This window comes from Reyranella sp. (assembly GCF_004296935.1).
In the GTDB taxonomy this organism is placed as follows: domain Bacteria; phylum Pseudomonadota; class Alphaproteobacteria; order Reyranellales; family Reyranellaceae; genus Reyranella.
In genome coordinates, this window is the sequence record NZ_SCVH01000158.1 from 1 (window position 1) to 12,819 (window position 12,819).

General features: G+C 65.7%; 12 protein-coding genes. 9 read left to right on the forward strand and 3 right to left on the reverse strand.

All coding sequences use genetic code 11. The annotated features are described in order from the left end of the window. From EPO55_RS22915 to EPO55_RS22945, 7 genes are all read left to right on the forward strand, one after another. A partial coding sequence (locus EPO55_RS22915; RefSeq protein ID WP_296339683.1) for a Sir2 family NAD-dependent protein deacetylase occupies positions 1–616 on the forward strand: 616 nt, incomplete at its 5' end. Between the two features lie 63 nt (positions 617–679). Then, on the forward strand, positions 680–1,687 hold the full coding sequence (locus EPO55_RS22920) for a TAXI family TRAP transporter solute-binding subunit (RefSeq protein ID WP_296339684.1): 1,008 nt from the start codon (positions 680–682) through the stop codon (positions 1,685–1,687). 159 nt (positions 1,688–1,846) lie between these two features. Continuing rightward, positions 1,847–3,931: a TRAP transporter permease gene (locus EPO55_RS22925; RefSeq protein WP_363719721.1), complete on the forward strand. Its 2,085-nt coding sequence runs from the start codon at positions 1,847–1,849 to the stop codon at positions 3,929–3,931. Then, positions 3,915–4,649 carry an SDR family oxidoreductase gene (locus EPO55_RS22930; protein ID WP_296339688.1) on the forward strand — a complete coding sequence of 245 codons (735 nt, stop codon included), beginning with the start codon at positions 3,915–3,917 and terminating at the stop codon, positions 4,647–4,649. Before EPO55_RS22925 ends, EPO55_RS22930 begins: the two co-directional genes overlap by 17 nt. 2 nt (positions 4,650–4,651) lie before the next feature. Then, complete coding sequence (gene eda, locus EPO55_RS22935) at positions 4,652–5,290, forward strand: bifunctional 4-hydroxy-2-oxoglutarate aldolase/2-dehydro-3-deoxy-phosphogluconate aldolase (protein ID WP_296339689.1); 639 nt, start codon at positions 4,652–4,654, stop codon at positions 5,288–5,290. A 53-nt stretch (positions 5,291–5,343) separates the two neighbouring features. Next, positions 5,344–6,348: a YncE family protein gene (locus tag EPO55_RS22940; RefSeq protein ID WP_296339690.1), complete on the forward strand. Its 1,005-nt coding sequence runs from the start codon at positions 5,344–5,346 to the stop codon at positions 6,346–6,348. Positions 6,349–6,358: 10 nt separating this feature from the next. Next, on the forward strand, positions 6,359–7,333 hold the full coding sequence (locus tag EPO55_RS22945) for a sterol desaturase family protein (RefSeq protein ID WP_296339692.1): 975 nt from the start codon (positions 6,359–6,361) through the stop codon (positions 7,331–7,333). On the opposite strand, the gene EPO55_RS22950 is transcribed toward EPO55_RS22945, so the two are convergent. After that, on the reverse strand, positions 7,311–8,240 hold the full coding sequence (locus EPO55_RS22950) for a sugar kinase (protein WP_296339694.1): 930 nt from the start codon (positions 8,238–8,240) through the stop codon (positions 7,311–7,313). The genes EPO55_RS22945 and EPO55_RS22950 overlap by 23 nt on opposite strands. Positions 8,241–8,342: 102 nt before the next feature. Between EPO55_RS22950 and EPO55_RS22955 the strand changes: the two genes are divergently transcribed. Next, positions 8,343–10,151, forward strand: coding sequence for an IlvD/Edd family dehydratase (locus EPO55_RS22955; RefSeq protein WP_296339695.1), 1,809 nt, complete (start codon positions 8,343–8,345; stop codon positions 10,149–10,151). A gap of 9 nt (positions 10,152–10,160) precedes the next feature. Here the strand turns inward: EPO55_RS22955 and EPO55_RS22960 are convergent, their stop codons facing one another. Continuing rightward, on the reverse strand, positions 10,161–10,730 hold the full coding sequence (locus EPO55_RS22960; RefSeq protein ID WP_296339696.1) for a hypothetical protein: 570 nt from the start codon (positions 10,728–10,730) through the stop codon (positions 10,161–10,163). Between the two features lie 261 nt (positions 10,731–10,991). Between EPO55_RS22960 and EPO55_RS22965 the strand changes: the two genes are divergently transcribed. After that, on the forward strand, positions 10,992–12,116 hold the full coding sequence (locus EPO55_RS22965) for an SRPBCC family protein (RefSeq protein ID WP_296339697.1): 1,125 nt from the start codon (positions 10,992–10,994) through the stop codon (positions 12,114–12,116). Between the two features lie 10 nt (positions 12,117–12,126). Here the strand turns inward: EPO55_RS22965 and EPO55_RS22970 are convergent. Further along, positions 12,127–12,819, reverse strand: a 693-nt coding sequence (locus EPO55_RS22970) for an SDR family oxidoreductase (protein ID WP_296339698.1), incomplete at its 5' end; no start/stop codon positions are given.

Genomic DNA, 12,819 nt, shown 5'->3' on the forward strand with positions numbered 1-12,819 from the left:
CAAACCGATCTATTTCGACGATTTCATGTCATCGGAGGAAATGCGCCGGGAGTCGTGGCGGCGGAAATTCGCCACCGACGAGACCATGCTCAAGGCGGAGCCCAACGCCGGACACCGGGCGCTCGCCAAGCTGGTCGAACAGGGCCGCATGAGCACCATCATCACCCAGAATGTCGACGGCCTGCACCAGCGCTCGGGCGTGCCTGATGCCAAGGTGATCGAGCTGCACGGCAATGCAACTTATGCGTCGTGCCTCGACTGCGGCCATCGCTACGGACTCGACCCGATCCGCCGGGCATTTCTCGACGGCGGCAGGCTGCCGCTCTGCGTCAAGTGCGAAGGCATCGTGAAGACCGCCACCATCTCGTTCGGTCAGGCGATGCCGGAAATCCAGATGGCGCGGGCGCAGGACGAGACGCTGGCCTGCGATCTCTTCATCGTGCTCGGCAGTTCGCTCGTGGTCTATCCGGCGGCGGGATTCCCGGGCATGGCCAAGCGCAAGGGTGCGAGGCTGGTCATCCTCAATCGCGATCCGACCGACCAGGACGACACCGCCGACATGGTCATTCATGGCGAGATCGGACCGGTCATGAGCCGTGCAGTCGGGGTCAATTGACGCGCCATCGTTGCGACGGCCGGCCGAACCCTGTTTAATCGCTGCCAGTCAGGGAGGGTTTCCATGTTGATCAATCGCAGGGCCGCACTGCTCGGCGGCGCCGGTGCTGCCTTGCTCGGCGGGTTGCCGGCTGCGGCGCAGGACATCACGTTTTTCCGCATCGGCACGGGCGGCACCGCGGGGACCTACTTCCCGATTGGCGGCCTGATCGCCAATGCGATTTCGAACCCTCCCGGCTCCCGCGCCTGCGCGGAAGGCGGATCGTGCGGCGTTCCCGGCCTGGTCGCGACCGCCGTGGCGTCCAACGGCTCCGTGGCCAACGTCAATGCGATCGCCGGCGGCAGCATGCAGTCGGGCTTCGTCCAGTCCGACGTGGCCTTCTGGGGATACACCGGCACCGGAATCTACGAAGGCCGCCCGAAGGTCGATTCGCTTCGTGCCATTGCCAACCTCTACCCGGAAAGCTTCCATCTGGTGGTCCGCAAGGGGGCGGGCATCAAGTCGATCAAGGACCTGAAGGGCAAGCGCATGTCGCTGGACGAGCCCGGATCGGGAACGCTGGTCGACGCGCGGCTCATTCTTGCCGCCTACGGCATGACCGAAAAGGACATCAAGGCGGAGTACCTGAAGCCACAGCAGTCAGCCGACAAGCTCAAGGACGGGGCGCTCGATGCCTTCTTCAGCGTGAGCGGCTGGCCTCAGGGCGCGATCTCGGAACTGGCGGCCACGACCGGGATCGACCTGGTTCCGATCGACGGTCCGGATGCCGAGAAGCTGATCAAGCAGTACAGCTTCTTCGGTACCGACGAGATTCCCGATACTGCCTACAAGAACGTTGCCGGGGTGAAGACCGTCAGCGTGAATGCGATCTGGGTGACGTCCTCGAAGCTGCCTGACGCGCTGATCTACGGCGTCACGGCCGCGCTCTGGAATCCGAACACCCGCAAGCTGCTCGACTCGGGACATTCCAAGGGCAAGGCGATCAAGCTCGAGACGGCGCTGGACGGGCTCGGGATCCCGCTGCACGCCGGCGCCGAGAAGTTCTACAAGGAAAAGGGCCTCATCAAGTAGAGGCCGGGCGAGGGCGGCGGCCTGAGCCTCGCCCTCCGCCGCCCCCGGGGGGATTGTTTGAGCCTGCAAGTCGACCATGAGAAGGCGGCCGAACTCGAGCGCGAGTTCGATGCCGAAATGCGGTTCCGTCCTCTCGGGGTCAACGGAACCTGGATCGTGATGGCGCTGCTGCTGGCGCTTTCGACGTTCCATTTCTACACGGCCGGGTTCGGCCTTTTGCGCGAACAGACGCATCGTGGCGTCCACATGGCCCTGGTGCTGGGGTTGATTTTTCTGGTGTTTGCGGCCAACCGGCGAAGCGAGGCCACGGCGCCGACTCTCGGATGGTGGCGGCCCGGGGGAGTGCCGCTCTACGACTGGGGCTTGTTCGCAGCCGCGGTCGTCTCGTCATTGTATCTGCCGTCGATTTTCCAGGACATCGCCTTCAAGACTGGCAACCCCGATCCGATCGACGTGGTGATGGGAACAACCCTGACGCTCGTCGTGCTCGAGGCGACGCGACGGACCATGGGCTGGGCGCTGGTCATCATCACGTTGGGCTTCGTCGTCTATGCTTTTGCCGGACCGTGGATGCCGGGCATGCTTGTCCATCCCGGCACCACCTGGTCGCAGCTGGCCGACCATCTCTATCTTACCAGCCAGGGCATCTATGGCATCCCGATCGGCGTCGTGGCGACCTACGTGTTCCATTTCGTGCTGTTTGGCGTGGTCGCCATGCGCATCGGCCTGGGCCGGCTGTTCCTGGCGCTCGCCATGGCCGTCGCCGGACGGTTCGCCGGCGGTCCGGCCAAGGTCGCGATCTTCGGCTCGGCGCTCTTCGGCATGATCTCCGGCTCATCGGTCGCCAACGCGGTCACGGTCGGCTCGCTCACCATCCCGATGATGAAGAAGTTGGGCTACAAGCCGCATTTTGCCGCTGGCGTCGAGGCGACGGCCAGCACGGGCGGCCAGATCACCCCTCCGGTGATGGGCGCGGCGGCCTTCCTCATGGTCGAGTTTCTGGAGATGCCGTACCAGACGATCATCGTTGCCGCGATCGTGCCGGCCTTCATGCATTTCTTCGGTGTCTTCATCCAGGTGCATTTCGAGGCCAAGCGACTGGGCCTGCGCGGTCTGACACCGGAGGAGATGTCCGACTGGCGCGCCGTCCTGAAGCAGGACTGGGTGACGCTTATCCCGCTTGCGGCGCTGATCTGGAAGATCTTCGACGGCTCTACTCCGTACCTGGCCGCCTTCTGGGGCATCTTCCTCTGCATCGTGGTGGGGCTCATCCGCTCCGAGCGTCAGCGCACGCCGGGCGTGGAAATCCTGCTGGTCGTCGCCTGGGCAGCGCTGCTCACCTTCGGCAGGGGAATGCTGCCCGGTGAGTTCGGTGACTGGTTCGGCGAGATCTGCTTTGCCCTCTTCGTCGCGTTGTGTGTCGTCCTCTGGCGGCTCAACCCGGCGCCGGCGCTGCATTGGCGTGATATCGCCGATGCATTCGTCGTCGGCGCCAAGTACGCGCTGGCGGTCGGCGCGGCGGCGGCGGCGATCGGCATCATCATCGGCGTCGTGACCCTGACCGGCACTGCGCTCAAGTTCGCGACCATCATCGTCAATGTCGCCAATGACGCCACGGTGCTGGTCCAGGCCTGGCTGCCGTTCGACAAGGCGACGCTCGTGAAGTTCTTCACCCTGGCGATGACGGGGCTCGTCTGCATCCTGATGGGATGCGGCGTGCCGACGACGGCGACCTACATCATCATGGTCACGATCGCCGCGCCGGCGCTGGGGCTGCTGGGCGTGGCGCCGCTCGTGGCGCATTTCTTCGTCTTCTACTACGGCGTGCTGGCCGACGTGACGCCGCCTGTTGCCGTGGCGGCATATGCCGCAGCGAGCATGGCCGGGGCCGATCCGTTCAAGACCGGCAACACGGCCTTCCGGCTGGCCCTGGCCAAGGCCCTGGTTCCGTTCATTTTCGTCTTCTCGCCGGCCTTGCTGATCGTCGTGCCGGAATTCAACTGGCCGGACTTTCTCCTGACGTTCGCCGGCTGCATCGTCAGCATCACGTTCCTCGGCGCCGCCTTGTCGGCCTATCTGCTTGTGCCGATGTCGATCTGGGAGCGGATCTGGCTCGCCGTTGCCGCGCTGCCGGCCATGGCGAGCGGCGTGACGCCGCTGCTGGCAAGCGTCGCGCTCAGCCTGCCGGTGGTGGGCTATCAATTCTGGCTGTTGCGGAGACGGACACATGCGGCTGAAGAGTAAGGTTTGCGTCGTCACGGCGGCGGGGCAGGGGATCGGCGCGGCGACCGCCCGGGCCTTCGCCAGGGAAGGCGCGACGGTCTGGGCAACCGACATCGATGCGAGCAAGCTCGAGGCGCTGGCGGGAGTCCCCGGTATTCGGACGCATGAACTCGACGTGCTCGACAAGGCGGCGATCAATCGCCTCACCAAGCAGACCGGCGCCATCGACGTTCTGTTCAATTGTGCCGGTTTCGTCCATCACGGCACGGTGCTCGATGCCACCGACGAGCAATGGCAGTTCGCCTTCAACCTCAATGTGCGCAGCATGTTCTGGACCATCCAGGCATTCCTGCCCGGCATGGTGGGCAAGGGCGGTGGCTCGATCGTCAACATGTCGTCCGCGGCCTCGTCGGTGAAGGGCGCCGCACTGCGATTCATCTACGGCACCACCAAGGCGGCCGTGGTCGGCCTCACCAAGTCGGTGGCTGTCGATTACGTGAGCAAGGGCATTCGCTGCAACGCCATCTGCCCCGGCACGGTCCAGACGCCGTCGCTGGACGAGCGGATCGGGGCCCTGGGCGGCGGCGCCGATGCGAAGCAGTTCTTTCTGCAGCGTCAGCCCACGGGCCGCTTCGGGTCGGCCGAGGAGATCGCGGCCCTCGCCGTCTATCTGGCGAGCGACGAGGCGGGCTTCACGACAGGCACTGTGAACGTCGTCGACGGGGGCTGGAGCGTCTGACGATGGATACGCCGGGGGACATGTCGGCGCTCGCGGCACTGGCACCGGTCGTTCCGGTCCTGACGATCGAGCGGCAGGCCGACGCCGTGCCCCTGGCCCAGGCGCTGGTGCGGGGTGGCCTCCGGGTCCTCGAGATCACGCTCCGGACCGGGGTGGCGTTGGAAGCGCTGCGGGCGATCGCCAGCGAAGTTCCGGACGCCTTTGTCGGCGCAGGCACCGTGCTGAACGCCCGGCAACTCGACCAGGCCCGGCAAGCCGGCGCCCGGTTTGCCGTCAGTCCCGGTTGCACGCCGGGCCTGGCCACAGCGGCGGCGGCCTCGGGCCTGCCTTTCCTGCCCGGCGTTCAAACGGTATCCGAGGCCATGATGCTCGCCGAGCGGGGCTTCAGCCTGCTGAAGTTCTTTCCGGCCGATGCCGCGGGCGGGCTGGGCTGGCTGAAGGCGGTCGCGCCGCCGCTGGCTGGCTTGCGCTTCTGTCCGACCGGAGGAATCGGCCCTGACAACGCGCCGGCCTACCTGTCGCTGGCCAACGTGGCCTGCGTCGGAGGCTCATGGGTGGCGCCGCAGGACGCCGTGGCTGTCCAGGATTGGACACGGATCGAGCGGCTTGCCGCCGCAGCCGCCAGCCTCAAACGACCCTAGCGCCGGTGCGGGAAAGATGCTTCAAGATGCTGCAAGGAGTTCGGTCTAGCCCCATGAACAAATTGGCTTTTGCCGTGATTGCGCTGGCCCTGGGTGCCGGTGGCGCTGCCCGGGCGGATGCGGTCCTGGTCCTCAATTCGGAAGAGGCTTCCTACAGCATCCTGAGCCGTAGCAGCCGGATCGAGTTGGCGCGCCATCCGGTCGGTCGTGAGCCGCACCATGTGATCGTGACGCCGGATGGCAAGGAAATGCTGATCGGCTCCACGGTAACCAACGAACTGCTCGGACTGGACATCAAGACCGGCGAACGCAAGCGGATCGTCAAGGACATCATCGATCCTTATCACCTGGGATTCAGCCCCAACGGCAAATGGCTGGTGACGGCGGCCTACAGGCTCGACCACGTCGACATCTTCCATGCCGATGGCTACCGCCTGGCCGGGCGAATCTTCATCGACGGGCTGCCGAGCCATATCGCATTCGACACCGAGTCCAAGACCGTCTTCGTCACGCTGCAGCAGAGTGGCCGGCTGGCGGCCTTCGACCTGGAGACGCAGACCTTGAAATGGAATGTTCCCGTCGGCAACGCGCCTGCGGGAATCGTCATGCTGCCGGACAACAAGCGGCTGCTCGTGGCCTTGACCGGCGAGGACGGCGTCGTTGTCGTCGATCCGAAGGATGGCAGCGTGAAAAGTGCGCTGCAGACCGGCAAGGGTGCGCACAACTTCTGGCCCAAGGGCGACGGTCGTCTCTATTTCCTGAGCAACCGCGTCGAGGGCACGGTATCCCTGATCGACACGACCGAGATGAAGGTGGTCGGCAACGTCCGGGTTCCGGGCGGCCCGGACTGCATGGACATCACGCCGGACGGCAAGGAGCTGTGGGTCACGCAGCGCTTCCTGCGCCGGGTCGCGGTGATCGACATCGAGCAACTCAAGGTCGTCGCCAGTATTCCCGTGGGCAAGTCTCCGCATGGCGTGTTCATGCTGAAGTCCCCGGCGGCGGGGCCGGCAAGCGGGCCGGTACGCGCGGTGTCGACGGCAGGCGGCACCAAGTAGAGGCGCGCCCATGCGCGACCTCATAGACATCTGGGTCGGAATCCAGACCTGGATATTCGAGACCTTCGTCGGGCCGGCTCTATTCCATTTCGGGCAGATGGCCTGGTACGAGCCGGGCTACAACGCCGTCGAATTCGTGATGCTGGGCGTGGTGCAGATCGCGGTCATTGCCATCGGCATGCGGTTCTTCGAGCGCCGCTGGCCGCTCGAGAAGCCCGGCAAGGACGATGGCCTGATCCTGGTCGACCAGGTCTACACGCTGCTGAACAAGCTCGGCGTCGTTCCGCTGGCCATCTTCGTCGTCACCTATCCGCTGGTCCAGGAGATCGAGCTGACGGTGCGGGCCTGGGGATATGCCCCGCCGCGGCTCGAAAGGGTGTTGCCGTGGCTGGGCGACAACGCACTGGCCTCGTTCCTGCTCTACTTCGTCCTCTACGACTTCGCGGCCTATTGGCTGCATCGCGCGCAGCACGGTTTCTCCTGGTGGTGGGCGCTGCACAGCCTGCATCACAGCCAGCGCCGGATGACGGTCTGGACAGATGACCGCAATCACGTCGTCGACGACCTGCTGATCACGCTGGCGCTGGTGCTGTTCGCCCAGTTGGTCGGTGTCCAGCCTGGGGAATACGTCGTCATCCTGATGGTCGGCCGCCTCGTCGAGAGCTGGTCTCACGCCAATGTCGACATGAGCTTCGGCTGGCTCGGCAACCGGCTGCTCGTCGGCCCGCGGTTCCATCGGCTGCACCATGCACTGGCGAGTGCCGAAGAGAGGCACATCCAGGACCACAATTTCGCGCCCGTGTTCCCGATCTGGGACATCCTCTTCGGCACGGCGATCTACGACGAGCGAAACCGGCCAACGGGCGTGGCCGATCCAATGGTCGATGCCGATAACGGCCGCGGCTGGGCCGTCCAGCAGGTCACGGTGTTCTGGCGCTTTGCCCGCGCCCTGGTGCCAAGGCTCAGGCGCGCGACAGCGCTTTGAGGACCTCGGCCTGCCGCGGCATGGGCGTTACGGCGCCATAGCCCGTCGTCGAGAGCGCCGCCGCGACATTAGCGTAGCGGCCGGCACTTTCCAGATCGTCACCGGCCAGCAGGCGCGAGAGGAAGGCGCCGTCGAACGTGTCGCCGGCGCCGGTGGCGTCGACGGCCTGGACACGATGCGCCGGCAGGCGGAGGCGTTCCCGGGCGGTCGCGATCAATGATCCCTCGGCGCCCGTCTTGAGGGCCACCAGCGGGGCACCAAGCTTGAGATAGTAATCGACGATGGCGTCCGGCGCGGAAAGCCCGGTGAGTTGCTGCGAATCGTCGAGACTGGGCAGCGCCACGTCGCAGCGGGCGATGGTGGCATCGATCGTACGGCGGGCGGTGTCGAGGTCCCACAGCCGCAGGCGCAGGTTGGTATCGTAGGAGACCTTCACCCCGGCCTTGCGCGCGGCGGCGATGGCGGCGTCGCAGGTCTGCCGCGCGCTGTCACTAATCGCCTGGCCGATGGCCGAGAGATGGAAGAACCGGGCGCCGGCGATGTAGTCGACCGCCAGGGTCTCGGGCGTCATCAGGGAGGCGGCGGAGTTCTTGCGCAGGTAGTCGAACTTGTGGCCGGCTTCGCTGTGGGTGACGAAACTGACGCCAGTCGGCGCACTGGGATGGCGGGTGACGCGCGAGGCATCGACGCCTTCCGCCTTCCAGAGTGCCAGGAAGGCATCGCCCATCCAGTCCTGGCCGACGCTGGTGAGATAGCCGGTCGATGTGCCCTGACGGGCCGCCGCGATGGCGACATTCTGCGAATCGCCGCCGAAGCCCTGCAGCCAGGTGCGGCCGTCGCCTTCCTTCGGACGGTTGAATTCGATCAGAGGTTCGCCGAGGCAGACGATAGCGGGAGAGTTGGCCATGGCTTGAGATTTGTCACGACCCCGGGCCAACCTCAAGCGAGGCGCTGGACTTCCCGGACGCCTTCTCGCAGGGTTGTCTCAACAAGATATGGAGGAAAGCGGATGGCCAAGAAGAAGGGCTCTAACGGAACGAAGGACGGCAAGCGCCGGCTGCGCAGCCGCGACTGGTTCGACGCGCCGGGCGATCCGACGATGGCGGCGCTCTACCTCGAGCGCTACATGAATTTCGGCCTGACCCTGGCCGAATTGCGCAGCGGCCGGCCGATCATCGGCATCGCCCAGACCGGCAGCGACCTCTCGCCCTGCAACCGCCACCATCTCGACCTGGCGAGCCGCGTGCGCGACGGCATCCGCGACGCCGGCGGCATCCCCATCGAGTTCCCGGTCCATCCCATCCAGGAGACGGGCAAGCGCCCAACCGCGGCGCTCGACCGCAACCTCGCCTACCTGAGCCTGGTCGAATGTCTGTACGGCTATTTCTTCGACGGTGTCGTGCTGACCACGGGCTGCGACAAGACCACGCCGGCCATGATCATGGGCGCGGCCACGGTCAATATCCCGGCCATCGTGCTGTCGGGCGGGCCGATGCTCGACGGTCACTTTGCCGGCGGCCTCGCGGGCTCGGGCACCATCGTGTGGTACGCCCGCCAGGAACTGGCGGCGGGCCGCATCGACATGGAGCAGTTCGTCGAGATGGTGGCGTCCAGCGCCCCCAGCGTCGGTCACTGCAACACCATGGGCACGGCGCTCTCCATGAACAGCATGGCCGAGGCGCTCGGCATGTCGCTCACCGGCTGTGCCGCCATTCCCGGGCCCTACCGCGAGCGCGGCCAGATCGCCTACGAGACCGGCAAGCGCATCGTCGACATGGTGTGGGAGGACCTGAAGCCGTCGGACATCCTCACCCGCAAGGCGTTCGAGAACGCCATCGTCGCGGCGAGCGCGCTGGGCGCCTCGACCAACTGCCCGCCGCACATCAACGCGATCGCCCGCCATATCGGGGTAAAACTGGTCAACGGCGACTGGGACAGGATCGGCTACGACATCCCGCTGCTGGTGAATTGCATGCCGGCCGGCGAGTACCTCGGCGAGGCTTTCCATCGCGCCGGCGGCGTGCCAACGGTGATGGCCGAACTGCTGCGCAAAAAGAAGATCCACGGCGACGCGCTGACCGTCAGTGGCAAGACCATGGCGCAGAACCTCAAAGGCGCGAAGCCGGCCGACGGTGATGTGATCAAGACCTATGACAAGCCGATGCTCGGTACGGCGGGTTTCGCCGTCATGACCGGCAATCTGTTCGACTCGGCGATCATGAAGACCTCGGTCATTTCGCCGGAGTTCCGCAAGAAATACCTGGAGCGCAAGGGCGACAAGGATGCGTTCGAAGGCACGGCGATCGTGTTCGAGGGACCGGAGGACTATCACCACAGGATCAACGACCCCAAGCTGCCGATCGACGAGAACAGCATCCTGTTCATCCGCAACGCCGGGCCGGTCGGCTATCCAGGTGCGGCCGAGGTGGTGAACATGCTGCCGCCCGACCGGTTGGTGAAAGGCGGCGTATTGCTGCTGCCGTGCGTCGGCGATGGCCGGCAAAGCGGCACGTCGGCGAGCCCGTCGATCCTCAATGCTTCGCCCGAGGCCGCCGTCGGTGGTGGGCTGGCGCTGCTCAAGACCGGCGACAAGGTCCGCGTCGACATCGGCAAGCGGACGGCCAATATCATGATTTCAGCCGCCGAGTATGCGAAGCGCAAGGCGGCGTGGAAGCCGAACATCGTGGAAAGCCAGACGCCGTGGCAGGAACTGCAGCGCAAGTTCGTGGGGCAACTCGCGAGCGGCGCCTGCCTCGACTTCGCGGTCAATTACCAGAAGATCGTCCAGACGAAGGGAGTGCCACGGCACTCCCACTGATCCGGCAGGTCAGCGGAACAGGCGCTGCTCGACGGTAACCGGCAGGTCGGCCCGGTGGATCAGGATGATGGCCCACGGCGACGTGGGCTGGCCGGGCGGGCGGCTGGGGGGCGGAGGCAGGCTGCTGGTGGCGGGAGCTCCCGCACCCGGAGCGGCAAAGCCGGCGCTGCCTGGGCCGGCAGGTCCGAGGCTGGGTCCGAGGGCCGGAGCGCTGGCTACCGGCCTGGGTGCCGAGCGCTGAGCCAGCATGATCTCGGCCGGCATGCGCTCCTCGAAGACGACCACAATGCGGTCGCGCCGGCGGCTGGTCGACAGGATGTTGACGGCATAGCCTTCGCTGGCACGGCGGCCGAGGAAAATGCCGACCGCATTCGTGCGTCCCGGCTCGAACATGTCGGGCGGCGGAAGGCCGACCCGACCCCACAGCGCTCGCCATTCGCCCAATGTGCCGGCAACGACCTGCTCGGGCTGACGGGTGTTCGCGGTGACCCCCTGCCAATGACGGGACTCGACGGACTGGGCGGTGACGGTATTGCCCACGGCAAACGTGAGGCCAGCGGCCAGGATGCCGACGGGCACGAGGCGCCGACTGAGGACGGCTCTGGATGTCCGGGAGACCGACTTACTGCTCAACCGCACGGCAAGATCTCACTGGGACCCGATACTGAAAAAGTGGAGCACGCAGGTAGCCCCGACACTTTGGCTCAATTGCGGCCATGGCAGGCCACCCGGGGAGGTCTAGCGTATCAATCGTCTCGGCCTGTTGCATTCGTGCAACACCGTGGGCTGAACGCGGCCCCGAGCTGACGTATGATGGCCCCATCGAAGAGGGATTCGACGATGACGACGATGATGGACGACCAGTCGGTGGCGCAACGCGTCCTGGATCACATCGCCAATCGCACAACCGACCTCGGCCAGAGCGTCTGGCGGGAACCGGTGGCGAACTACCGGTCGGCGGCGCGGCTGGCTGCAGAGATCGAGCAGGTTCTCAAGCGGTCTCCGACGCCGTTCTGCCCCTCGGCGGCATTGCCCGAAGCCGGCTCCTATGTCGCCCGCGAAGCCGCCGGTACGCCGATCGTCGTTGTCCGCGGCACCGACGGAAAGGTTCGCGCCTTTCGCAATGCCTGCCGGCATCGCGGCATGCAGGTCGCCAGCGGCTCGGGCTGCAGCAAGGCGTTCGTCTGCCGCTATCACGGCTGGACCTACAATCTCGAGGGCAGGCTGCGCCATATTCCGCACGAAGAGGGATTCCCCGGCTTCGACAAGGAGGCCCATCCGCTGGTCCCACTCTCGGCGCGGGAGCACCTGGGGCTCGTTTTCGTCACTCAGGGCGAGCCTGATCTGTGTGACGATTCGCTCGATGGGTTGGGCAAGCTGATTGGGCCGGATCAGCGCGTCTTCGCGACAGTGGAGCGCGAGTTCGAGGTCAACTGGAAGATCCTCCTCGAGAGCTTCATCGAGGGCTATCACATCAAGTCGACGCATCCGGAGAGTTTCTTGCCCTACGGCTTCGACAACCTGAACGTCATCGACCTGTTTGGTCCGAACAGCCGCGTGACCTACCCGTTCCAGCGCATCCAGAAGCTGGCCAAGGTGCCGCCGCAGGAGCGGCGGGTCGAAGGTCTCCTGACCTATGTCTATCACCTGTTCCCGAACGTGCTGATCACCGTCCTGTCGCGACATACCAATGTCGTGATCCTCGAACCGCTGGCAGTCGACCGTACCCGCCAGATCACCTACACGATGACCAACGACGGCGGCGATGATCCCGCCGCACTGGCCGAGGCCAAACGTGATGCCGAATTCGTCGGCACGACCGGTGCGGCGGAGGACCGCGCGGTGGTGCAGGCGATCCAGCGCGGTCTCGGCAGCGGCGCCAACGACGCCTTCACCTTCGGCAAGTTCGAAAGCGCCATCGTCCATTTCCACCAGACGCTGACGTCGGCGCTCAGAGGTTCCTGATCGGCCGCTTCTAGCTGCGCTTGGCCCTGTCGGCGGCGTTGGTCGACTGGATCTGCTCGCGGATACGCTGCCAGTCGGCGTCGCTGTAGGCCATCATGTTCGAGAAGGTGCCGTTGCCCATGATGCCCATGGCGCCGTCGATCGCGATCACTTCGCCGTTGATGTATTCGACCTCTTCGCTCATCAGGAATGCCGCCATGTTGGCAAGCTCGCGCGGGCGGCCGACGCGGCCCATCGGATTGCGCGTCTTGTAGCGATCGTCGTCACCGTCCTTCAGCGGATTGAGCCGGGCCCAGGCGCCTTCGGTCGGGAAGGGACCGGGGGCGATGGCGTTGAGACGGATGCCGTGCCGCGCCCATTCGACGGCGAGGCTCTGGGTCATCACCGCGACGCCCGCCTTGGACATGGCCGAGGGCACGACGAAGGGACTGCCGGTCCAGACCCAGGTCGTCAGGATGCTCAGCACGCTTGCCTTGCGCTTCTCGGCGATCCAGCGCTTGCCGCAGGCGTTGGTCATGTAGAACGTGCCGTGCAGGACGATGTTGGCGATCGCATCGAAGGCGCGCGGGCTCAGGTCCTTGGTCTGCGAGATGAAATTTCCGGCAGCATTGTTGACCAATCCATCGAGCGGCCCGGTGGCCCAGATCCGCTCGATCATCTCCTCCACGGCGGTGGCGACCCGGATGTCGACGGCATGGGTCTC